This is a genomic window from Agrobacterium sp. 5Ca39, assembly GCF_055382365.1.
Window position 1 is genome coordinate 2,693,131 of sequence record NZ_AP026436.1, and the last position, 23,202, is coordinate 2,716,332.

Sequence of the window (23,202 nt, forward strand, 5' to 3'; positions counted from 1 at the left end):
TTATGACTCCACGAGTTTGATGCGCGTCGTGCGCGGCAGGCAGACGAATTTATCGCCAGCCGTCAGGATCACGTCGACGCCGCGCGGAAAGAAGGCGTTGTTCTCCGCCCAGAGCCTCGGGAATATGTCGGGCAGACCGGAAGGACTGATCACGTTGACGTGGCGGATGCCAGGGCCGGAAAGCTGCAGTTCCCGACCGCCATCGAGATCAGGCAACTCGATGATGAGCGTGGTGGAACGGTCGGGATATTCCTGGCTTCCCAGGGCGAAGAGACCGAAGGAGGAGATGGCGCCGCCGGCCTCGAAGACCGCGAAATGTGCCGCGACCTTTTCTTCTGTCGCAGCTGCGCCAGTGTGAAAACCGATCCAGCCGGGGACAGCGGTTTTTCGTAGTGCACCGCTCAGCCAGACCGGAGTGTCATGGTCACAGAGCGCCAGCAGAACCGCTCCGGTCGCCGCGGCAAGCGGCAGCGGCGGAAAGACTGCTGTTTCGACCGCCTGTGTGGTGCCCGGACGGGCCATGCCGTCCATCAGTTTTTTGAAAACCCGTTGGGAATCGAAGACGGCGTTGGAGAAACCGCCCGTCAGTGCTTCGGCCGTGACACCCATCAATCTTCTCCTCGAACCATGGTAAAGAAATCGACCCGTGTTGCGGCAGTCTCCTTCATTGTCCGCTCTTTCTCTGCGGTCAGCCTTTTTTCAAGAGGCGAGAGAAGCTCGGTCTCGATGAAATCCCGTGTCGGGCTTTCCTGCCAGAGCGCATCGAAAACGGCGGCGTACCAGGCTTTTTTGCGGCCGGTGCCGAGAACATGCGCATGACCCACGGTGCCGGAGGCCAGCTTGATCGTCGCCCGGGTGACTGTCGTTTCACCGAGGTTGAAAGGAGCGCCGCCACCGCCGATCCGGCCCTTGACCATCACCAGCCCGGTTTCCGGCCCGCGTACGGTTTCCGTTTTGGGGTTCTCACCTTGGCGGTTCCAAGCCGTTTCAAGTTCCTGAACCGTGGCGCGGGCAAGAAGCGCTGCCGCTCTTTTTCTGCCTGCGTGTATGTCTGCAGTATCGTTTGTCATCGCTTGACCTCTAATGTCTATTGATATAGACAACTATACAATATAAGCTACAAGTAATGGCGATGAATGACAAGCGTGTGACATGAGCCCTTCGGCAACGATGAAAAGAAAGAATGGAGTGGCGCTCTGGCGGCAGATTGCCGACCGGATCAGAGGCGAAATCGCCGCTGGTGATCACGACGAAACCGGCATGTTACCGCCGGAAATGACATTGGCGCAAAAATTCGGCGTCAACCGCCATACTGTCCGGAGTGCCATTGCCGCACTGGCGAGCGAGGGCATACTCGAGCCGATGCAGGGACGCGGCACGATCATCGCCCGCAAGGAGCGTTTGAGCTTTCCGATATCGCTACGCACGCGCTTTACGGCTGGCATCGGCGATCAGGTAAAGGAAATGGAGGCGCTGCTGCTTTCCCACATCACCGAGCCGGCCAATGCCGATCTGGCGGCGCGACTGCAATTGCCGCTGGGTACGCCGCTCATACGTCTCGAAACGCTCCGAAAGGCGGACACTCGCCCGGTCTCTCGCTCGACCACGTGGTTCCCCGCCGACCGTTTTGCCGGAATAGGAGAGGCCTATCAGAAAAGCGGCTCCATTACGGCTGCGTTCAAGATGCTTGGCGTGGCTGACTACGTGCGTATTTCGACCGTCATTTCCGCTAGTCACGCGGATACGCGCGATCTCGCCGATCTCGAATTGTCGCCAGGCGCCATCCTGCTGATAACCCAGGCGCTGAACGCAGATATGGACGGCGTGCCGGTGCAATACGCCATCAGCCGCTTCTCGGCCGATACGGTCGAATTCACGGTGGAAAACTAAGGTCAAAATCGAGGTGGAAGACTATTCCGCCTGCGACAACCCCAGCACATCCAGCATCGAATAGAAACCGGGCTTCTTGTCGAAGGCCCAGACCGCTGCCGTGATCGCGCCGCGCGCGAAGATGGAGCGGTCGCCGGCGTAATGGGAAAGTTCGACGCGCTCGCCTTCGCCGGCGAAGATGACAGAATGTTCACCGATCACCGAACCACCGCGCAGTGTGGCAAAGCCGATGGTTCCCGTCTCGCGCGCCCCGGTATGGCCGTCACGCACACGAACGGATGACGTGGAAAGATCGACGTTGCGGCCGGCGGCGGCGGCTTCGCCCAGCAGCAGCGCTGTGCCGGAAGGTGCATCCACCTTGTGCTTGTGGTGCATTTCCAGGATTTCAATATCCCAGTTCTCCGCATCCAGCGCCTGCGCCGCCTGCTGCGTCAAGACGCTGAGCAGGTTGACACCGAGGCTCATATTGCCCGACTTGACGATGCGGGCATGGCGCGACGCCGCCTTGAATTTTTCCTCATCTTCCGGCGCGCAGCCCGTGGTGCCGATGACATGCACGATGCGGGCCTGTGCAGCGAGACCGGCAAAGGTGACGCTGGTTGCCGGTGAAGTGAAGTCGATCACCCCTTCGGCGTGGAGAAATGCCTGCAGCGGATCGCTGGTGATTTCGACGCCGATGGGGCCGAGACCGGCAATCTCCCCGGCATCGCGGCCGACAAAGGCCGAACCCTCGCGCGCGACCGCAGCATGCAGCTGAACGCCCGGCGTCTGGTGAATGAGGCGGATCAACGCCTGTCCCATGCGGCCCGCCGCGCCGACCACCACCAGTTTCATGCCGCTGCTGCCCATGCTGTCACTCACTTCTCATGTCGGGCGGATCGGAACCCGCCGGTATCGGATGTTTGATTCCGCAGTGACGTTAAAGACCGTCCGCCCGCTTCGCAAGCATCACGTCGGAACGGTTCGGGCGATCAGACCCTCCAGCGCCGCCCGTCCAGCGCCAGGCCGAAATCGGAAGGTGTTCTCGCATAGGTGGCGAGGCCGGAAAGGGCCGCCTGAGGGTGGGTGACGACGAAAGTGGGGATGGTCCGCATCAGCGCACTGTGCGGCGCCTTGTCTTCAAAGGCGGTCCGGAATTCCGGGCTCTTGAGCGCCGGAATGATCTTCTGCGAAATGCCGCCCGCGAGATAAACGCCGCCCTTGGCCATGAAGATTAGCGCGAGGTCGCCCGCTACGCGGCCGAGATAGGTGCTGAAAAGCGAAAGCGTTTCTTTGGCCTGTGCATTCTCACCCGTGAGCCCCTGCGCGGTAATATCGGCCGGATCGGAAAAGACGGCTTCGATGCCATCGGCCTTGCAGACGGCGCGGTAAAGATTGACCAGCCCGCGCCCGCACAGAATCTGTTCGCCAGCGACGCGACCTTCGATGGTTTCGATATGCGGGAAAACCGCGTAGTCACGCGCGCTTCTCGGGCCGATATCGATATGGCCGCCTTCACCCGGAACCGGAAACCACATATGGCGCGCATAAACCAGACCGGCCACACCAAGTCCCGTGCCCGGTCCAAGAACGACGCGAGAGGCCAGCACGTCTTTTTTGCCGGAGCCGATGGCTTCGCGGTTGTTGTCATCCAGAGCCGCAATCGCGAGCGCCTGCGCCTCGAAGTCATTGATGACGATGACGTCCTTCAGGCCGAGATTGGCGAGCATTCCCTTCGGCTTGACGACCCAATGGCAGTTGGTGAGCGGTATCTCGTCACCTTCGATCGGGCCGGCAATGGCAAGAATGGTCGAGACGGGCTGAAGCGAGGTCTTGTCCAGAACAGCCTGCTGGATGGCGTCGTCAATGGTTGGGTATTCCGCCGTCTTCACCGTTGTGAGGTGCACAGGCTCCGCAAAGGAATCGATCAGGATGGAAAAGCGGGCATTGGTGCCGCCGATGTCGCCAAGAAGGATTGGAAAGGACAGATATTCGGTATCGGACGTCTTCGGCATTGCCTGTTCCATGGTGGGAGGGTCAGTTGGCGACGTGGAAGTCGATGAGATTTTCTGCGGTGGCGCGGTTGAGCGCCATGGGAATATCATAGACCGTGGCAAGCCTCGTCAAAGCCTTCACGTCGACATCATGCGGCATTGCCGTCAGTGGATCGGTGAAGAAGATCAGCATGTCCACTTGGCCAGTGGCGATCATCGCGCCGATCTGCTGGTCGCCGCCGAGAGGGCCGCTTTTGAGGCGAATGACTTCAAGCCCGGGGCAGGCTTCCTGCACCCGTCCACCGGTGGTGCCGGTTGCGACAATCTTGAAATTGGCAAGCGCCTTCTGGTGATGACGGGCGAAATCCGCCATATCGTCCTTTTTCTCGTCGTGAGCGATGAGCGCGATACAGCGTTGTCCTTCCATGGTCCCAGCCCGTCCCCGTAGAATTAAATCGATTTGAAGCCTTCTATAACAGCTTGCCGCCATTTGAAAAGGGAAGCTGTTGAATGCCTCATTTCTGTTTCAGTTCAATGTCGGGCGCTGGGTCGGAAGTGGAATATCCGAAGGCGGCTGCAGGGCGGGGGCCGCCTGAATGACCTGTTCCACGCTTTGCTGGCGCACGGCCTGGGTCGGCGAAGTTGAATAAGCCTGGGCAGCAATCCCCTCGGGGTTGGCGGAAAGAGCGGCGGCCACGGCGGCGCAGGCAGCGGGCAGGTCGGAAACCATGACGGGACGCGGTCTCACCGGCTTGGCATTGGGGTCCTTTTTCGGCGGCGCCCATGGCTCCTTGGTGAACCACCAGGCAAGAGACTTATCGCAGCCATCGCCCTTGCCGACGGCGGCCTGCGGCTTGCAGTTCGGCGCGCCGGGCGGGCATTCGAGACGGATGTGGAAATGCTCGTCATGGCCGTAGATCGGCCTGATCTTGCCCATGAAGGTGCGATCGCCGGTCCAGGTCTGGCAGAGCTTCTGCTTGATCGCCGGGTTGACGAAAACACGCTCCACCTGCGGGTAACTTGCCGCCATCATCACCAGCCGTGCATTCAGCGGCGACCACTTGCGGTCGTCAACCGTCAGAAACTTGCTCTTGTCCAGCATGGAGATGAAGGGCACCGTTTCGCGCTGTTCGACAGTGAGCCGAGGCGTGGGCATGGGCCGCCACCAGACATCTACATCGAGGCCGATCTGGTGCGAGGCATGGCCTGTCAGCATCGGACCGCCGCGCGGCTGGGAAATGTCGCCGAGCAGCAGGCCCGGCCAGCCGATTTTCTGGGCGTCCTGCGAAAATTGCTCAAGGAAGGAAATCAGCTGCGGCTGGCCCCAGCGCCGGTTGCGCGAAAGGCGCATGGCCTGCCAACCGGGACCGTCCGTTGGCATGGCGACTGCGCCAGCCTGGCAGCCCTTGGCATAGGAGCCGATCGGCTGCGATGCGGCGGCGGAAGGCAGCGCCATGTGGCCGAACACTTCTTTTGCGGGCCTGTCTTCGGCCGATGCGGTTTCGATCTGCAACTGCAGCGACAAGACGACCGACATCGCCAGCATCGTCGCCTTGAAAATTCTCGATGATCCCGCCCTCATATAGCCGTGCCCGTCCGATCAGTTGATTCTCTTGCCCCAAGAATAAACTGGAACGGGATTTTGTTAAAACCATGTTTCGTGTTGCCCTTCAGGGCGGGATAACGACGCTGATAAAGAGCTTGTGAGACAGCGCATCTGTTTTTTGCCAATGTTTCTTTTATGCTCTCCGCAACAGGCACAAAAACAGGGACATTGACCCGATGACATTGGCACCACTGAAATCCCGACTTCTTATCGCCCTTATGGCGTCCGCCATCCTGATGCCGGCGGAGGCTTCCGCCCAGTCGGGCGATGTCTGGCGAAAGGGGATTTCGACGGTCGGGGAGCTGAAGCATCCCGATGGATTTGACCATTTCGATTATGTAAACACCAATGCACCAAAAGGCGGCACGTTGCGCCTCTCCACATCGGGCACCTTCGATACGCTGAACCCGCTGCTGGCGAAGGGCGAGGCGGCGACGGGCCTTTCGCTCGTCTTCGATACGCTGATGAAATCGACGGAAGAGGAACTGTCGGCCTCTTATGGTTTGCTGGCCGAAGGCGTCAGCTATCCCGAGGATATCTCCAAAGCGACGTTCCGCCTGCGTCGGGAGGCCAAGTGGGCGGATGGTAAGCCTGTGACGCCTGAGGATGTCGTGTTCAGCTTCGAAAAAGCCAAGGACCTGAGCCCGCAGCTTGCGACCTATTACACCCACGTCACCAAGGCGGAGGTGAGCGGCGACAGGGACATCACCTTCACCTTCGATGAAAAGAACAATCGCGAGCTGCCGCAGATCGTCGGTCAATTGCTGATCGTTCCCAAGCACTGGTGGGAGGGCACCGGCCCGGACGGCAAACCGCGTGACATATCGCGCGGCACGCTGGAGCCTGTGATGGGTTCCGGCCCCTACAAGATCGCTGCCGTCGCCCCTGGATCGACCATCACTTATGAACGCCGTGACGATTATTGGGGCAAGGACGTCAACGTAAATGTCGGGATGAACAACTTCAAAACCATCGCATACACCTTTTTTGCCGATCAGGACGTGGAATTCCAGGCGTTTAAATCGGGTACGATCGATTTCGCGCGGGAGGCTTCCTCCAGCCGCTGGGTCACGGGTTATGATTTTCCCGCTGTCAAAGACGGTCGGGTGAAGAAGGAGGAGCTGCCGAACATCTACCGTTCCGTCGGCATCATGCAGGCCTTTGTGCCGAACATGCGGCGGGAAAAGTTCCAGAACCCGAAACTGCGCAAGGCGCTGAACTATGCCTTCGATTTTGAGGAACTCAACCGCACGCTGGCTTACGGCCAGTTCCAGCGCATCAACAGCTTCTTCATGGGCAGCGAACTAGCTTCGTCAGGCCTGCCGACGGGTCGCGAACTGGAGCTGCTTCAGGAGCTCAAGGATCAGGTTCCACCTGAGGTCTTCACGACGGAATACAAGAATCCGGTGGCGGGCGATCCGGCCAAGCAACGCGACAATCTGCGCGAAGCCGTCAGGCTGATGAAGGAAGCGGGATATGAACTGCGCGGCAATCGCATGGTCAATGCGAAAACCGGCCAGCAACTCGATATGGAATTCCTGATTGATTCCGCCGGCATGGAACGAACGATCCTTCCTTACGTCCAGAGTCTGAAGAAAATCGGCATCAACGCGACCATCCGCACAGTCGATGCCTCACAATTCACCAACCGCACCCGCAGCTTCGATTACGACATTATCGTCAAGCTCTGGGCGACGTCGGCCAATCCGGGCAACGAGCAAGCCGATTACTGGGGTTCGGCGGCTGCTGATCGTCAGGGATCGAACAACCTCGCCGGCATCAAGAATCCGGCCGTCGATGCTTTGGTGCGCAAAGTCATTTTTGCGCCCAATCGCGATGAGCAGGTCGCTGCTGCCCGGGCGCTTGACCGGGTGCTGCTCGCCAACAGCTATGTCATTCCGCAATTCTACCGCGGCGAGCTGTTCATCGCCTATTGGAACACGATTATCCGCCCGGAAAACCTGCCTGAATATGGCATCGGTTTTCCTGAAGCCTGGTGGTCCAGCCAGACGGGAAAATGACGCCGGCCTTGCTTTCGCGATCAAGGCTTGATTCACATAGGCCGAGACGAATCGCTTGAAATGCGCGTGACGCCGCTTTGAGGAAAGGACCGGGCTTGACCGAGACGAAAATCGCTGACCGAACGGCTGGGAGAAAAGGCTGATGGGCGCCTATATCCTCAGACGTCTGGCGCTGATGATCCCGACCATCATCGGCATCATGGGCATTTCGTTTCTTGTCATCCAGTTCGCCCCGGGTGGGCCGGTGGAACAGGTCGTCGCGCAGCTGACGGGTCAGGGCGACAGCGCCTCCGACCGGCTCTCGGGCGGCGGCGATCTCATGGGGCAATCAGGCGGCTTCGATGAAAGCGGTTCGAAATATCGCGGTGCACAGGGGCTCGATCCGGAGCTGATCAAGAAGCTCGAAAAGCAGTTCGGTTTTGACAAACCGCCGCTCACCCGGTTCCTTGAAATGATGTGGAATTACATCCGCTTCGACTTCGGCGACAGCTTCTTCCGCAATTCGTCGGTCATCGATCTCATCATTGACAAGCTGCCGGTCTCGGCCTCGCTCGGTTTCTGGATTCTGATCATATCCTATGTGATTTCCATTCCGCTCGGCATCAAGAAGGCCGTTTCCGATGGCTCGACCTTCGATGTCTGGACCTCAGGCATCATCATCATCGGTTATGCGGTGCCGAGTTTCCTGTTCGGCATCCTGCTCATCGTGCTTTTCGCCGGCGGATCGTTTTTCGACTGGTTTCCGCTGCGGGGACTGGTGTCTGATAATTTCGACCAGCTGAACTGGTGGCAGAAGATCATCGACTATTTCTGGCATCTTACCCTGCCATTGATCGCGCTGTCGCTCTCCGCCTTTGCGACAACGACGCTTTTGACCAAAAATTCCTTCATCGACGAGATCAAGAAGCAATATGTCATTACTGCCCGCGCCAAGGGTCTCACCGAGCGCAAGGTCCTTTATGGGCATGTTTTCCGCAACGCGATGCTGATCGTGATCGCTGGCTTTCCGGGTGCTTTCATCTCGGCCTTTTTCACAGGCTCACTGCTCATCGAGAATATCTTCTCGCTGGATGGTCTCGGCCGCCTCGGTTATCTCTCGGTCGTCAACCGTGATTACCCGATCGTCTTCGGCACACTGTTCATCTTCTCGCTGATGGGCCTTGTCGTCGGCCTGCTCTCTGACCTCATCTACACATGGATCGATCCGCGTATCGACTTCGAGCGGAGGGACGTGTGATGTCGCTCGCTCATCCTGCAGGAACCGAGACGCTGGTAAATCCCAAGCGCCCGTGGTTTTCGCCGACGACCAAGCGCCGCTGGCAGAATTTCAAGGCAAACCGCCGTGGATACTGGTCATTCTGGCTGTTCCTGATCCTGTTTTTCCTGAGCCTGATGGCGGAATTTATCGCCAATGACAAACCCATCCTCGCCTCCTACAAGGGCGAGCTGCTGGTGCCGGTCATGGTGGATTATCCGGAGGAGAAATTCGGCGGGTTCTTGGCCCAGACCGACTACAAATCCTCCTTCATTCAGGACGAGATCAACGCCAATGGCTGGATGATCTGGCCGCCGATCCGGTATTCCTACCAGACGGTCAACTCCAACATTCCGCATTCGGCACCCACCGCACCTTTCTGGCTGATGGATAAAAAGGAGCGCTGCTCGGCCTATCCGCAGGGCGATGCCGATCCCGGCTGCACGCTTGGCAATCTGAACTGGCTCGGCACCGACAATCAGGCCCGCGACGTCACGGCGCGGATGATCTACGGCTTCCGCATCTCCGTGCTGTTCGGTCTGACGCTGACCATTGCTTCCGCCATTGTCGGCGTCACCGCCGGCGCCATTCAGGGCTATTTCGGCGGCTGGACGGACCTGCTTTTGCAGCGTTTCATCGAAATCTGGTCGTCCATGCCGGTGCTTTACATCCTGCTCATCATTGCGGCCATTCTGCCGCCCGGTTTCTTCGTGTTGCTTGGGATCATGCTGCTGTTTTCATGGGTCGGCTTCGTCGGCATCGTTCGTGCCGAATTCCTGCGTGCCAGAAACTTCGAATATGTCCGTGCCGCCCGTGCGCTCGGCGTCGGCAACTGGACGATCATGTTCCGGCATCTTCTGCCCAATGCCATGGTGGCGACGCTGACCTTCCTGCCCTTCATTCTTTCCGGCTCCATCACCACGCTTACCTCGCTCGACTTCCTCGGCTTCGGTATGCCGCCGGGCTCACCGTCGCTGGGCGAGATGATCGCGCAGGGCAAGAATAACCTTCAGGCGCCCTGGCTCGGTCTCACGGCCTTCTTCACCATGTCCATCATGCTGTCGCTCCTTATTTTCATCGGCGAGGCCGTTCGCGACGCCTTCGATCCACGCAAGACGTTCCGGTGATCGCCATGACGGAAACAAATATCCAGCCGCTGCTCTCCGTTCGTGATCTCTCTGTCGCCTTCCACCAGGGCGGCGCGACAAGTGTTGCGGTCGATCACGTCTCCTTTGACCTGATGCCGGGCGAAGTCGTTGCCCTTGTCGGCGAATCCGGCTCTGGCAAGTCGGTGACAGCCAATTCCATCTTGAAACTGCTGCCCTATCCGGCAGCAAGCCACCCCTCGGGCAAAATCCTGTTCGATGGCAAGGACATGCTGACATTGCCGGAGCGCTCGCTACGTGCGGTGCGCGGCAACGATATCACCATGATCTTCCAGGAGCCGATGACCTCGCTCAATCCGCTTCACACCATCGAGCGTCAGATCGGAGAGATTCTTGAGCTGCATCAGGCAATCACGGGGAGCGAGGCGCGTGAACGCACACTGGAGCTTCTGCGCCAGGTCGGTATCCGTGAACCGGAAAAACGCCTGAAAGCCTATCCGCACGAATTGTCCGGCGGCCAGCGACAGCGTGTGATGATCGCCATGGCGCTGGCAAACCGGCCGAAACTGCTGATTGCCGACGAGCCGACGACGGCGTTGGACGTGACGGTTCAGGCCCAGATTCTTGAACTCCTCGGTGATCTGAAAAAGCAACACGGCATGTCCATGCTGTTCATCACCCATGACCTCGGCATCGTCCGTAAATTTGCCGACCGCGTCTGCGTCATGACGAAGGGGAAGATCGTAGAAACCGGGACCGTCGAACAGGTTTTCAACGATCCGCAGCATGCCTATACACGCCACCTGCTGGCGGCGGAGCCCAAGGGCGAGCCACCGGTTTCCGACAGCAGTAAGCCTGTGGTCATGCAGGGCGACGATATCAAGGTCTGGTTTCCCATCAAGGCGGGGCTGATGCGTCGCGTTGTCGACCATGTGAAGGCGGTGGACGGTATCGATATCACGCTGCGTGCCGGCCAGACGGTGGGTGTGGTCGGGGAATCCGGGTCCGGAAAGACAACCCTTGGTCTCGCGCTCTCCAGGTTGATCGCATCTGAAGGACGTATCAGCTTCATCGGCCAGTCGATCGACCACTATTCCTATGAGATGATGAAGCCGCTCAGGAACCGGCTGCAGGTCGTGTTTCAGGACCCCTATGGTTCACTCAGCCCGCGCATGTCGGTGGGTGAGATCGTCGCCGAGGGCTTGAAGGTGCATGAGCGGTCGCTGTCTGCCGACGAACGCGATACGCGCGTCGCCACCGCGCTGGAAGAGGTCGGTCTCGATCCGGCCACCCGCTGGCGATATCCGCATGAATTTTCCGGCGGCCAGCGCCAGCGCATCGCCATTGCCCGTGCCATGGTGCTTAAACCCCGTTTTGTCATGCTGGACGAGCCGACATCGGCACTCGACATGAGTGTGCAGGCGCAGGTGGTCGATCTCTTGCGTGATCTCCAGGCAAAGCATGAGCTCGCTTATCTCTTCATCAGCCACGACCTGAAGGTGGTGAAGGCACTTGCCAACGACCTGATCGTCATGCGTCACGGCAAGGTGGTGGAGAGCGGCCCGGCGGCGGAAATCTTCGCCAGTCCACAGCAGGACTATACCCGGGCGCTCCTGGCGGCTGCCTTCCACATCGAGGCCGTGAAAACGAAGGCGATTAGCCAGTAGGCCGCGTGGTGTTTCTGTTAAGGCAATGATTTTTCTGTTGCTTCGCGAAAAATGCCGACCCATGTTGCTGGGTATGTGACGCAGAGACGGATTGATTGCCATGGCAGCGGATGTGATCGTTTTGGGGGCGGGGATCATTGGGGTTTCCACCGCCTTGCAGCTGGCCCGCAGGGGCAGGTCGGTGGTGCTGGTCGACCGGCGCGGACCGGGTGAGGAAACCTCTTTCGGCAATGCCGGGTTGATCCAGAGAGAAGGTGTGGTGCCCTATGCCTTTCCGCAGGATCTTGCCCTGCTGCTGCGCTATTCCCTGAATAACAGCATCGATGCCCGTTATCATCTCTCAGCTCTGCCCAAGATCGCGCCTTTTCTGGGCCGCTACTGGTATAATTCCGCAGCCGCGCGCCATGCGGCAATTGCCCGGGCCTATGCACCGCTGATCGAGCATTCGGTATCCGAGCACAACATCCTGATCGAGGAGGCCAAAGCCGGTGACCTGATCGTCAAGAATGGCTGGATGGAAGCCTACCGGACAACCGCAAGGCGGGACGCTGATTTTGCCTTTGCCGAACGTCTGGCGCGAGACCATGGCATTTCCCATACGAAACTCGACGCTGAGGAACTTGCCGCTGCCGAACCGCATCTGAGCCATGATTTCGTCGGCGGCCTGAAATGGAACGATCCCTGGTCGGTGCTCGATCCGCATGCGCTGACGCTCGCTTATGTCCGGCTGTTCGAGAGCCTCGGTGGACGCGTGTCAAGGGGCGATGCGTCCACCCTCAGTCAGACGGCAAGCGGTTGGACGGTGCGCACCGAAACCGGCGCAGTCGAGGCCGAACATGCCGTCGTGGCGTTAGGCCCCTGGGCGGATACCGTCACCGAGCGACTGGGCTACCGTTTTCCGCTCGGCGTGAAGCGCGGTTATCACATGCATTACGCGCCGCAGGAAGGCACTAAGCTCAATAACTGGCTGATCGATGCCGAGCGGGGATATTTCCTTGCGCCGATGCGAAAAGGTATCCGGCTGACGACGGGGGCGGAATTTGCCGAACGCGATGCGCCGAAATCGCCCGTGCAGATTGAACGGGCGGAGCGGGTGGCGCGGACCGTCTTTCCTCTTGGCGGCCGGCTGGATGCGGAACCGTGGATGGGTGCCCGGCCCTGCACGCCGGATATGATGCCCATAATCGGCAAGGCGCCACGTCACCGGACTTTATGGTTTGCCTTCGGCCACGCCCATCACGGGCTGACGCTCGGGCCCATTACCGGTCGTGTTCTGGCTGAAACGATGCTGGGCGAAACGCCTGTTATCGCAATTGACGCGTATCGCCCGGGAAGGTTCAATCCCTGAGAACGAAATCCGCTGGCCTTCTGTGAGCGGGCCACGTAACATGGTCCCATGCAAAGGGGAAAAGGGGCAGACGTCATCATGGTGGCGAGGTTTCTCATCTATCAGCAGCAGGATGATTTTCGCTAGCGAAGATTGCTGCGCATGATCAGAGATGAAAACGGCTTGCTGGTGCATGATGGATGATATTGAAAACGCAAAGAAATTTTTCGTCGATAACCCCGATATCGAAATACTCGAAGCCTTTGTCATAGATGCCAACGGCGTGCCGCGCGGCAAATGGATTCCGCGCGAACGGGCAATCGACGTGCTTGAAAAGGGGATGGCCATTCCCCGTTCCGTTTATGCGCTGGATATCTGGGGCCGTGATGTCCACGCTGCGGGCCTCGCGGAGGGCACGGGTGATCCGGACGGCTTCTGCTTTCCCGTTCCCGGCACACTGTCGCGGGTGACATGGCTCGGCCGGCCGACGGCGCAGGTTTTGCTCGCGATGAAGAATCCGGATGGAACCGGTTTTTACGGCGATCCGCGCCATGTTCTGGCGCAGGTTCTCAATGCTTATAAAAAAGCGGGTTTGACCCCTGTCGTGGCCACTGAACTCGAGTTTTACCTGATCGATCCCGTTCGTTCGGCGCTCGATCCCGTGCGTCCGCCGCACAGCCGCGAGGGCCGGTGGCATACGGGCCAGACGCAGGTCCTGTCGATTTCAGAGTTGCAGGATTTCGAAGATGTTTTCCACGACATCGCGACAGCGTGCCGCGCGCAGGGCGTGCTTGCCGATACGACGCTGCGGGAAAACGGTCCCGGCCAATATGAGATCAACCTCAATCACGTGCCTGACGCGTTGCAGGCTGCCGATTTTGCCGTTTTTCTGAAGCGTATCGTTAAAGGAGTGGCGCGTCGGCATGACCTCGACGCCACCTTCATGGCCAAGCCCTATGGGCTGCAGGCAGGCAATGGCATGCATGTGCATTTCTCCGTTCTCGACAGGGATGGCAGGAATATCTACGCGGGAGAAAACGGCCCTTCGGATGCGCTGCTGCATTCGGTCGGAGGCCTCCTTGAAAACATGGGAGAGAGCATGGCGATCTTTGCACCTCATGCCAATTCCTATCGCCGTCTCACACCGAGCGAACATGCGCCGACCTACGCCTCCTGGGGTATCGATAACCGCTCAGCAGCGGTGCGCGTCATTGTTGCCAGCAAGGCGGCGACGCGTATCGAACACCGCGTCGCCGGCGCCGACACCAACCCCTATCTGGTTCTCGCGATGATACTGAGCGCCGCGCTCGCCGGCATGAAGGAGAAGCGCCAGCCCGGCGGCGCGATTTCCGGCGACAGTCACGCGATCAACCATGAGCCGCTGCCCACCAACTGGGACTATGCGCTGCAACGCTTCACGCGGTCCAGCTTCGCCTATGCGACGCTTGGCCAAAAATACCGTACGCTGTTTTCCGCCTGCAAACAGCAGGAGCTTTCCGAATTCTCCCTGCGTGTAACCGACGTCGAATATGACGCCTATATCAGGACGGTGTGAAATGGCTGAGGTCACCAACATTCCCAATCCCGGCCACACATCGTCATGGTATGCGGCCTCCGCTAATGTCAAAACCGTGCGCCCGACGCTTGAGGGCGCGCTGGAAGCCGATGTCTGCGTGATCGGCGGCGGTTTCACCGGCATTTCCGCCGCCCTTGAACTCAGTGAACGTGGCTACGCGGTCATTGTGCTGGAAGGCGTGCGGGTCGGCTTCGGCGCGTCGGGGCGCAACGGCGGGCAGATCGTCAACGGTTACAGCCGGGATCTCGAAACCATCGCCGGCCGCTACGGGCATGACAAGGCGGTGAAGCTTGGGGAGATGTCGCTTGAAGGCGGCGCGATCATCCGCAACCGCATCGCCAAATATGCCATCGACTGCGATCTGGTCGGCGGCGGTTTCTTCGCCGCCTTCACGTCAAAACAGATTCGCGAAATGGAGGCACACAAGGCCCATTGGGAAAAACATGGTCATGGCGGCCTGGAAATGGTCTCCGGAGCGGATGTCGGCCGCTACGTGAAGACCGATCGTTACGCCGGTGGCATGATCGATCGTTTCGGCGGCCATATCCATCCTCTTAATCTCGTGCAGGGCGAGGCGGCGGCTGCCGAAAGCCTGGGCGCTCGGATATTCGAAAATTCGCGGGTCATTGCGGTAGAGCAGGGGGAAAACCCCGTCGTGCGGACGGCAACGGGCAGCGTGAGGGCGAAATATGTTCTCGTTTGCGGCAATGCTTATCTCGGCAAATTGCTGCCGGAAATCGGCGAACGGATGATGCCGGTCTCGAGCCAGGTCATGGCAACGGAGCCCCTTAATGCCGATCTGATCGAGGCGCTTCTGCCCGCCAATTACTGCGTCGAAGATGCCAATTACATTCTCGATTATTACCGTCGCACCTCGGACAACCGTCTGCTTTACGGCGGCGGTATCGGTTATGGCGGCAGCGATCCGGCCGACCTGACAGGCGTGATCCGCCCGAACATGCTGAAGACCTTCCCGCAGCTGGAAAAGATAAAGATTGAGTATGCCTGGAGCGGCAACTTCGCCTTGACCCTGACGCGTATTCCGCACATGGGCAAACTGTCGGACAATATCTACTTTTCCCATGGCGACAGCGGTCACGGGGTAACGACCACGCATCTGCTCGGCAAGATATTGGGCGAGGCCGTTGCAGGCCACGCCGAACGTTTCGATATCTGGAGCTCCTTGCCGAACTATCCCTTCCCGGGTGGCAAGACGTTCCGCGTTCCGCTGACCGTACTTGGCGCCTGGTGGTATGGCCTGAGAGACAGGCTCGGGCTTTAAAACACGACCGTTTTCAAAGCGGAAAGCGCGTTCGAAACGATCTCTTCCGGGGTCGTATCGATGCTGACAGCCACGACGCCGGGTTCTCCCGTTGGTACTTCCAGCGTGGCAAGCTGGGTCTGAAGCAGCGAGAGCGGCATGAAATGGCCCTTGCGCTCGCCCATCCGCCGGCTAAGCAGTTCCAGGCTGCCATCCAGATAGACGAACGCCAGCGGGCCGCCTGTGGCCCGGCGGAGGCGGTCGCGATAGATTTTCTTGAGCGCCGAGCAGGAAACGACGACACCGTTGCTTTCGCTGCCTTTGCGAAGTTCCGCGCCGACGAGATCGAGCCAGGGCCAGCGGTCTTCATCAGTAAGAGGAATACCCTCTGACATCTTTTCGACATTGGATTTGGGGTGGAGTTTATCGCCCTCAATAAAGGCAATGCCCAGTTTTTCCGCCAGACCTTCCGCGACCGTGGACTTGCCAGAACCGCTCACTCCCATCACGACGATTGCCTGTGTCACCCGAACCTCTGAAATTTCTGTTTCGACGGTTTGCCCCTACCATGTGCGGCGAACGCCGGGAATATAAAATGTGACGCATGTCCTGTTCATTGCCCGGTTCTGCGGGCCGCGGTCCTTTCCAGGGCGGAAAAGCCGGTGTGGATCAGGATCGCCAGTGCCGCAACGATAAGCCCGCCCTGAAGGATGAAAGCGAGATTGTTGGATTGCAGGCCGGCGATGATAACTTCCCCAAGCGTCCTTGCGGCAACCGTTGAGCCGATGGTGGCGGTGGAAAGGCTGATGACCGCCGAAAGTCGGATCCCGGCGAGGATGGCCGGCAGGGCGAGCGGCAGCTCCACTTTTACGAGCCGTTGCCAGCCGGTCATGCCGCTGCCTTTTGCGGCATCCACCACTGCTGGCGGAAGGGTGGTAAGTCCGGTCAGCGTATTTTCGAAGACGGGCAGCAGGGCATAAAGAAACAGCGCGATCAGAGTGGGTTTTTCGCCAAAACCGATTATCGGCACCGCGAGCGCCAGAACCGCTACAGGGGGAAAGGTCTGGCCGATATTGACGATGCTGCGGGAGAGCGGAAGGAAATCCCTTCCGGAGGGCCGGGTTACGAGAATGGCGAGCGCACCCGCCATCATGGCGGCAAGCCCCGTTGCGATAGCGACAGTGGCGAGATGCGAAAGGGTGAGGGAAAGCAGATTGGCCTGCGTGTAGATGGCTGGCGCATTGGCCTGCACAAGGGGGCTGAACAGGGGCGAGAAGCTCTGGGGCGAGGCAAGAAACGCCATCAGCGCCAGCACCAGAAATCCCAGGGCGAAGAAAGAAGCGGCTTTTCTCATCGGTTTCCGGCGGCGCGCTGGAGGAGAACGTCACGCCGCACCAGGCCCGCGGGCTGTCCGCTGTCTTTTATCACTGGCAGGACATCGCGGCCCGCCCATAACATGGCCGAAAGCGCGTCGCGCTGGCTTGTATGTTCGCTTAGCGGCTCGCCCTCGGCGCTTCCCGGCTCCACGACATCGGCAACCGAGAGGACCGAGAGCAGTTTCAGCGCGCGTTCGTTTTCCCCGATCATGGTGCGCACGAAGTCATTCGCGGGTTTCAGCACCAGTTCTGCCGGCGGACAGTCCTGCACGATACGTCCCTTGTCCATGACTGCGATACGATCAGCCAGATGAAAAGCCTCGTCCATGTCGTGCGTGACGAGAACAATGGTCACGCCAAGCTTCTTCTGTATATCGATGAGGTCTTTCTGCGCCTTGGCGCGGATAACCGGATCGAGAGCGCCGAATGGCTCGTCCATGAGGAGAATGTTCGGTTCAGCGGCCAGCGCCCGCGCCACGCCGACACGCTGCTGCTGGCCTCCGGAAAGTTCATGCGGGAAACGCTCGGCATAAAGCGCAGGTTCGAGCTGGAAGAGATGCATCAGCGCATCGATCTTCGCAGCGATGCGTTTGCGGTCCCAGCCGATCAGCTGCGGCACGGTCGCGATATTCTCCGCCACCGTTCGATGCGGAAACAGGCCATGGCCCTGAATGGCATAGCCTATCTGGCGGCGAAGCCTGAATCCGGGTATCGCGCTGGCATCTTTTCCGTCTATTCGGATTGCGCCGGAAGTTGGCTCCACCAGCCGGTTTATCATGCGCAGCAGGGTGGTTTTTCCCGACCCCGACGTGCCGACGATGACGGTGACGGTGCGCGGCGCGACCGTTAGTGACACCTGGTCCACAACGGTCGTATCGCCATATCGCTTCGTGATGGTGTCGATCTCGATCATGCCTTTTGCCTTCCGCCTGCGCTGAAGAGATTGCTGTCGATGAGGGCGTCAAGCATGATTGCAGCCGCAAAGCCGAGGAAAACGGTCGGCACGGTACCCAGCAGCACGAGGTCCATCGCCGTCTGCCCGATGCCCTGGAAGACGAAAACGCCAAAACCACCGCCGCCAATCAGCGCTGCGATCGTCGCGAGCCCGATATTCTGCACCAGCACGATGCGGATGCCGGTGAGGATGACCGGAATGGCCAGCGGAAACTCCACCCGCAGCAGGCTTTGCGTGGAAGTCATGCCGAGTCCGCGCGCCGCCTCCCGGACTGCTCGCGAAACGCCGGAAAGGCCAACCACCGTGTTGGAAACCACCGGTAGCAGCGAATAGAGAAATAGCGCCACGAAGGCGGGCGCCATGCCTATGCCGGCGATGCCGATCTTTGCCGCGCCCGGCACCGTCGCTGCGATCCATCCAAGCGGCGCGATCAGCAAACCGAAAAGAGCGATGGAGGGTATGGTCTGGACGATGTTGAGGGTGTTCAGCACGCCCGCCCGCAGCCGCTCCACCTTGTAGCAGAGGAGGCCGAGCGGAATGCCCACGAGCGTCGCCGCAAAGAGCGAGCCGATGGCGAGCTGCACGTGCCGCAGTGCCTCGGTCCAGAATGTGTCGGCTCTCCCGGTATATTCCCTGATGATCGAGAGATCGTTCCAGAGACCGCTTGTCAGCACGGCCGCAAGTGCAGCCATCGCCAGCAGCAACAGCAAAATCCGAACGACGGGCCTGGGCCTGAGACGGGCTATACAATCCGTAGCAAGCAGAGCAAGCCCGGCAAAAATCAGCCAGAAACCGCTGGCAGGCGAGACGCGTGCAAAACTATTGCCCTCCGGTGTCAGGAAAGAAGCAGCCTGACCGACGAAAACCGCCAGTACCGCAAGCCCGACCAGCGCAATCGTGAGCTTGAGGCGGGCGGAAAAGCGAAAGAACGCGATGAAAGCGGCAAGAAGAACGACGGTGGTGATAATGGCGGCAGCCGAAGCCGGGAGGGCTTCGAAAACCGTTCGTGTCTCACCCTGAACGATCCGGTTCGCACGGAATGTCATGAAGGGCGCCACGAGAAGCGCATAGAGAAGCAGGCATGAAATCACCACCCCCACCTTGTCAGGCCATTTCGTCAAAATCCCGCTCCCCTGTCTCATCGATCAGGCGAAGGCCGGAAGAACGAATTTTTCCCGACCCGTCGCCCGGAACCACAGACTATTACTTGACGAAGCCGTTCTTGGTCAGGAAGTCGAGCGCGACGGTTTTTGCCTGCTCGCCGCCCACCTGGACACGGGCGTTAAGCTCCTGCAGGGTCGCCAGATCGAGCTTTTCAAACACGGGTTTCAAAAGTTCCTCGATATTCGGATGCTTTTTCAGGACTTCTTCGCGAATGATGGGCGCCGGCTGATAGACAGGCTGCACGTGTTTGTCGTCCTCCAGCACCACGAGACCGGACGGGGCGATGCCGCCATCCGTGCCGTAGACCATGGCGGCATTGGCGTTGTTGGTCTGGTTGGCTGCGGCTGCGATGGTAGCGGCCGTATCGCCGCCGGACAGCGTGATCAACTGGTCCGGCTTCATGGTGAAGCCGTAAGTGGTCTGAAACGCCGGCAGGGCAGCAGCCGAGTTGACGAACTCGGAAGAAGCGGCAAGAACCACTTCACCACCGTCGGCAACATATTTGCCGAAATCGGAGAGCGTCTTCAGCTTGTTTTTGTCCGCAACATCCTTTCGCAGCGCGATTGCCCAGGTATTGTTGGCCGGGGAGGGCGTCAGCCAGACGATCTTGTTGGCGTCATAGTCGAGCGTCTTTGCTTCCTGGTAGGCCTTGGCAGCGTCCTTCCAGAGAGGGTCATCCGCCTTGGAGAAAAAGAAGGCGGCGTTGCCGGTATATTCGGGGTAGATGTCGATCTCGCCCGCGGTAATCGCCTTTCTGACGACTGGCGTTGCGCCGAGCTGAATGCGATCCGTCGTCTCGATATTGTTCTTGCTGAGAACGGCGAGAATGATGTTGCCGAGAACGCCACCCTCCGTGTCGATTTTCGACGACACGACCACTTGCGCCTGAGCGATCGAAACAGAAAAGGCAAGCGCAAGTCCGGCGCCCGTCAACGTCATCAAGCGGTTCATGAATGGTCCTCCGATGGGTCAGCCTGCCGAACAGGCGAAAGGTCGCCGCCCGCAATTGCGGCTAAGCCTGAACGTGCCGGAGAGAAAAAGGTTGCAATGCTGCCAGCATTTTTCCGGCAGATGTCAGGTTTCGCCGTCTCGTTTTCGGGCATCCTTTCCCATGACGAGCGGCATAAGAACCGACAGGAACAGAAGCCTGATGACGTGATGCGAGCCGACATAGGCGGTATCTGCGTGCATCATGACCGCCATCGCAGCCATCGTTTCGAGGCCACCCGGTGAATAGGCGATCATTACCGCATTGAGCGGAACGCCGGTCACGTGGGAAATCATCCAGGCAATACTGCCGGCGATCACCATGACGGCGATGGTGACGACAAAGCCCGCTACAAAGCCCTTGCGCACCTCCATCAGCGAGACATTCGAAAACCGTGTCCCGATCAGGCAGCCGATCAGCACATACACTGGAAGGCTGAGCCAGGTCGGGACGCCGCCTTCAGTGAGGCCGGTAATATGCGTGCCAATGGAGATCGCGACGCCGCCGAGCAGCAGGGCAGCAGGAAACTTCCAGCGCAGGAAAAGCCAGCCGGTCAGCAGGGAAGCGACGATGGTCAGTCCCAAGGTGAGGAGATCCATCGGGGGTTTGGTGAGGAGCGGTTCGGTGCTGACAAGATCGAAATATTCCACGATCAGCGGTACGGAAAGAGTGAGCGCAAGTACCCTGACGCTTTGCACGATGCTGACGGTTGCGAGGTCGCTTTTCGTCTCGGCCCCGAGGCTGATGATATAGCTAAGGTGGCCGGGGGAAGCGCCGAGCATTGCCGTGGTCCGGTCGTAGCCGAAACCGTAATGCAGTATCCAGTAAGCGACATAGAGCATGATGACGACAGCGACGAGGACGACGACAAAGCTCACCGGCCAGGTCTTCGCAGCGTCTATCACGGAGGGCGTCACGCTCGTTCCCATCGAAATGCCGACAACGACGAAACAGGCATTGCGGATGAAGGCGGGAATGCCAAGCCTGAGGCCTGCCAGTCCAGAGATCGTCACCGCAAGTGCCGGGCCGGATAGAAAGGGTGCCGGGATATCGATGAGGCTGGCGAGCAGCGCACCTATACTGCCGATGAGCGCGGTAAGCGCAAATGTATGGAATTCAGGCTTGATGATCATTGCGACGCTGATTGGTTGCTTGAAAAAGCTCGCGACCAAATGCGCCGCTTCCGTTCGCGAGGTCAACACGCGGGATCAAAAATATTCTGTCTCGCGCGGCTTCCTTAAAGAAAAGCCCGTGACCTCATGGGCACGGGCTATGGTGTAATCGCCAGGGAAGCAATAAGACGATCATGCAGCCGGAAGGGCAGCGACCTTCGGCATCGTGGTGTCGAGGCCAAGCAGAAAGTTGATCTGCGGCCGAGCCTTGACGAGATCGTCGATCGAATATTCGGCCAGCACGTCGAAGAAGGCGTTGAGCGCCTTGCGCAGCGCAGAGTTCAGGCCGCAGCTGTCAACAAGAGGACATTCGACGGCGCCGTCCTCGAAACATTCCGCCATGGCGAAGCTGTCTTCGGTGACCCTGACCACATCGAACAGGCTGATCTTTTCGGCAGGCTTGCCAAGCCGCACGCCGCCATTGCGGCCGCGAACTGTTTCCACCAGGCCGGCCTTGTTGAGCGGCTGGAGGATCTTGAACAGGAACAGCTCGGAAACGCCATAGGCCTTGGCAATCTCCGGAATGCGGCTCAGATGGCCTTCATTTGCGGCGCAGTACATCAACATGCGCACGGCATAGTTGGTCTGTTTGGTCAAGCGCATGCTGGTCTCCTAACTCTCAATGTGGAGTTATATAGTCTCTTTTTCAGTTTAGAACAATTCCAGAAACCGAAAAAACTGGCATCCATCCGAGATTTCTCAAACAGCCTTGTTGACCGCCTTCATGATTCATGAACAAACAAGTCAAGAATCGGAATGTAATGGAGGCATTCACAATGGCAAGCTTGAAATCATATTTTTCCGCTGCCGTTTTTTCAGGGATGATGATCCTTTCCTGCGCACCCAAAGCCTGGGCAGAGGGAGAGGTTAATGTCTATTCCTATCGCCAGCCTGAATTGATCCAGCCGCTGCTCGACGCCTTTACCAAGGAAACGGGAATAGAGACGAATGTTCTTTTTCTCGACAAGGGACTGGTGGAACGCATCCAGGCAGAAGGCGTCAATTCGCCGGCCGATGTGCTGTTGACGGTCGATATCGCCCGTCTGGTCGAGGCCAAGGAGGGCGGTGTCACGCAGCCTGTTCTCAACGATCCCGTCATCGAAAAGGATATCCCCGCCAATCTGCGTGATCCCGAGGGCGAATGGTTCGGCCTGACGACACGCGGCCGGGTTGTCTATGCCTCGAAGGAGCGGGTGAGCCAGAAGGATATCACCTATGAGGAACTGGCGGATCCGAAATGGAAGGGCAGGATCTGCATTCGCGACGGCCAGCATTCCTATAATATTGCGCTGATCGCCTCAATGATTGCACATCATGGTGTCGATTATACCCGCACCTGGCTTGCCGGCCTGAAGAACAACCTTGCCCGCAAACCTGATGGAACCGACCGCAGCCAGGCGAAATCAATCTTTTCCGGCGAGTGTGATATTGCCCTTGGCAACACCTATTATGTCGGCCTGATGCTGACAAATGACCGCGAGCCGGAAGAAAAGGAATGGGCGGGTTCCGTGCGGGTCATCTTTCCCAATGCGGGCGACCGTGGCACGCATGTGAATATTTCCGGCATGGCCCTGACGAAATACGCCCCCAACAAGGACAATGCCCTGAAACTCATGGAGTTCCTGGCATCGCGCGAGGCACAGGAAATCTACGCCAGGCAGGTCTTCGAATATCCGGTGCTGCCCGGCGCCGAGCCGTCGGATGTGGTGAAGGGCTTCGGCCCCATCAATCCGGACAGGTTGCCGCTGACGGACATCGCCGCCCATCGCAAGCAGGCATCCGAACTGGTGGACGAAGTGGGCTTTAATGACGGCCCGACCAACTGATCTCAGGCCCTGCTTCCAGGACGGATGAATTCCAGTCAA

At 59.1% G+C, this 23,202-nt stretch carries 22 protein-coding genes; 9 read left to right on the forward strand and 13 right to left on the reverse strand.

Annotated features, from left to right (window positions below; genetic code table 11):
- Entirely contained in the window at positions 1-609 is a 609-nt protein-coding gene (gene phnH, locus ACZ47E_RS13145) for a phosphonate C-P lyase system protein PhnH (protein ID WP_278067144.1), read from the reverse strand.
- The gene (gene phnG, locus ACZ47E_RS13150; RefSeq protein ID WP_004439260.1) at positions 609-1,070 is read right to left on the reverse strand and encodes a phosphonate C-P lyase system protein PhnG; all 462 of its coding nucleotides are present in this window, start codon (positions 1,068-1,070) and stop codon (positions 609-611) included. The genes phnH and phnG overlap by 1 nt, the downstream gene beginning before the upstream one ends.
- Before the next feature lie 82 nt (positions 1,071-1,152).
- On the opposite strand from phnG, the gene phnF reads away from it, so the two are divergent.
- Positions 1,153-1,890, forward strand: coding sequence for a phosphonate metabolism transcriptional regulator PhnF (gene phnF / locus ACZ47E_RS13155; protein ID WP_004439262.1), 738 nt, complete (start codon positions 1,153-1,155; stop codon positions 1,888-1,890).
- Positions 1,891-1,911: 21 nt separating this feature from the next.
- Here phnF and dapB read toward each other — a convergent pair whose 3' ends face one another.
- The 4 genes from dapB to mepA all read right to left on the reverse strand — a co-directional run bounded on the left by dapB (position 1,912) and on the right by mepA (position 5,445).
- Positions 1,912-2,739: a 4-hydroxy-tetrahydrodipicolinate reductase gene (gene dapB / locus ACZ47E_RS13160; RefSeq protein ID WP_278067145.1), complete on the reverse strand. Its 828-nt coding sequence runs from the start codon at positions 2,737-2,739 to the stop codon at positions 1,912-1,914.
- Positions 2,740-2,861: 122 nt separating this feature from the next.
- The gene (locus ACZ47E_RS13165) at positions 2,862-3,884 is read right to left on the reverse strand and encodes a glucokinase (protein ID WP_004439264.1); all 1,023 of its coding nucleotides are present in this window, start codon (positions 3,882-3,884) and stop codon (positions 2,862-2,864) included.
- A gap of 22 nt (positions 3,885-3,906) precedes the next feature.
- Positions 3,907-4,290, reverse strand: coding sequence for a methylglyoxal synthase (locus tag ACZ47E_RS13170; protein WP_004439265.1), 384 nt, complete (start codon positions 4,288-4,290; stop codon positions 3,907-3,909).
- Between the two features lie 99 nt (positions 4,291-4,389).
- On the reverse strand, positions 4,390-5,445 hold the full coding sequence (gene mepA / locus ACZ47E_RS13175) for a penicillin-insensitive murein endopeptidase (RefSeq protein ID WP_278067146.1): 1,056 nt from the start codon (positions 5,443-5,445) through the stop codon (positions 4,390-4,392).
- 200 nt (positions 5,446-5,645) lie between these two features.
- Here mepA and ACZ47E_RS13180 point away from each other — a divergent pair, with 200 nt between their 5' ends.
- From ACZ47E_RS13180 to ACZ47E_RS13210, 7 genes are all read left to right on the forward strand, one after another.
- A complete protein-coding gene (locus ACZ47E_RS13180) occupies positions 5,646-7,490 on the forward strand; it encodes an extracellular solute-binding protein (RefSeq protein ID WP_278067147.1) in 1,845 nt (614 codons plus the stop codon).
- A 142-nt stretch (positions 7,491-7,632) separates the two neighbouring features.
- Complete coding sequence (locus ACZ47E_RS13185) at positions 7,633-8,727, forward strand: microcin C ABC transporter permease YejB (protein WP_004439268.1); 1,095 nt, start codon at positions 7,633-7,635, stop codon at positions 8,725-8,727.
- Positions 8,727-9,872, forward strand: coding sequence for an ABC transporter permease (locus ACZ47E_RS13190; protein WP_004439269.1), 1,146 nt, complete (start codon positions 8,727-8,729; stop codon positions 9,870-9,872). Before ACZ47E_RS13185 ends, ACZ47E_RS13190 begins: the two co-directional genes overlap by 1 nt.
- 5 nt (positions 9,873-9,877) lie before the next feature.
- Positions 9,878-11,518, forward strand: coding sequence for an ABC transporter ATP-binding protein (locus ACZ47E_RS13195; RefSeq protein WP_037089634.1), 1,641 nt, complete (start codon positions 9,878-9,880; stop codon positions 11,516-11,518).
- A gap of 100 nt (positions 11,519-11,618) precedes the next feature.
- Positions 11,619-12,866, forward strand: a complete 1,248-nt coding sequence (locus ACZ47E_RS13200) for an NAD(P)/FAD-dependent oxidoreductase (RefSeq protein WP_278067148.1) — start codon at positions 11,619-11,621, stop codon at positions 12,864-12,866.
- A 172-nt stretch (positions 12,867-13,038) separates the two neighbouring features.
- The gene (locus ACZ47E_RS13205; protein ID WP_004439273.1) at positions 13,039-14,400 is read left to right on the forward strand and encodes a glutamine synthetase family protein; all 1,362 of its coding nucleotides are present in this window, start codon (positions 13,039-13,041) and stop codon (positions 14,398-14,400) included.
- A gap of 1 nt (position 14,401) precedes the next feature.
- Entirely contained in the window at positions 14,402-15,703 is a 1,302-nt protein-coding gene (locus ACZ47E_RS13210; protein ID WP_278067149.1) for an NAD(P)/FAD-dependent oxidoreductase, read from the forward strand.
- On the opposite strand, the gene ACZ47E_RS13215 is transcribed toward ACZ47E_RS13210, so the two are convergent.
- The 7 genes from ACZ47E_RS13215 to rirA all read right to left on the reverse strand — a co-directional run bounded on the left by ACZ47E_RS13215 (position 15,700) and on the right by rirA (position 21,940).
- Positions 15,700-16,188, reverse strand: coding sequence for a gluconokinase (locus tag ACZ47E_RS13215; RefSeq protein WP_278067487.1), 489 nt, complete (start codon positions 16,186-16,188; stop codon positions 15,700-15,702). The two genes, ACZ47E_RS13210 and ACZ47E_RS13215, sit on opposite strands and share 4 nt — an antisense overlap.
- A gap of 107 nt (positions 16,189-16,295) precedes the next feature.
- Positions 16,296-17,036, reverse strand: a complete 741-nt coding sequence (locus ACZ47E_RS13220) for an ABC transporter permease (RefSeq protein WP_278067150.1) — start codon at positions 17,034-17,036, stop codon at positions 16,296-16,298.
- Complete coding sequence (locus ACZ47E_RS13225; protein WP_004439277.1) at positions 17,033-17,971, reverse strand: ABC transporter ATP-binding protein; 939 nt, start codon at positions 17,969-17,971, stop codon at positions 17,033-17,035. Before ACZ47E_RS13225 ends, ACZ47E_RS13220 begins: the two co-directional genes overlap by 4 nt.
- Positions 17,968-19,134 (reverse strand): ABC transporter permease, encoded by a 1,167-nt coding sequence (locus tag ACZ47E_RS13230; protein ID WP_278067151.1) that lies wholly within the window; start codon positions 19,132-19,134, stop codon positions 17,968-17,970. Before ACZ47E_RS13230 ends, ACZ47E_RS13225 begins: the two co-directional genes overlap by 4 nt.
- 82 nt (positions 19,135-19,216) lie before the next feature.
- Positions 19,217-20,128 (reverse strand): glycine betaine ABC transporter substrate-binding protein OsmF, encoded by a 912-nt coding sequence (gene osmF, locus ACZ47E_RS13235; protein WP_006699768.1) that lies wholly within the window; start codon positions 20,126-20,128, stop codon positions 19,217-19,219.
- A gap of 123 nt (positions 20,129-20,251) precedes the next feature.
- Positions 20,252-21,298, reverse strand: coding sequence for an AbrB family transcriptional regulator (locus tag ACZ47E_RS13240; protein WP_035206796.1), 1,047 nt, complete (start codon positions 21,296-21,298; stop codon positions 20,252-20,254).
- Positions 21,299-21,469: 171 nt separating this feature from the next.
- The gene (gene rirA, locus ACZ47E_RS13245; protein WP_004439283.1) at positions 21,470-21,940 is read right to left on the reverse strand and encodes an iron-responsive transcriptional regulator RirA; all 471 of its coding nucleotides are present in this window, start codon (positions 21,938-21,940) and stop codon (positions 21,470-21,472) included.
- Positions 21,941-22,113: 173 nt separating this feature from the next.
- Here rirA and ACZ47E_RS13250 point away from each other — a divergent pair, with 173 nt between their 5' ends.
- Positions 22,114-23,163 carry a Fe(3+) ABC transporter substrate-binding protein gene (locus ACZ47E_RS13250; protein ID WP_052114182.1) on the forward strand — a complete coding sequence of 350 codons (1,050 nt, stop codon included), beginning with the start codon at positions 22,114-22,116 and terminating at the stop codon, positions 23,161-23,163.
- Positions 23,164-23,202: the final 39 nt, after the last annotated feature.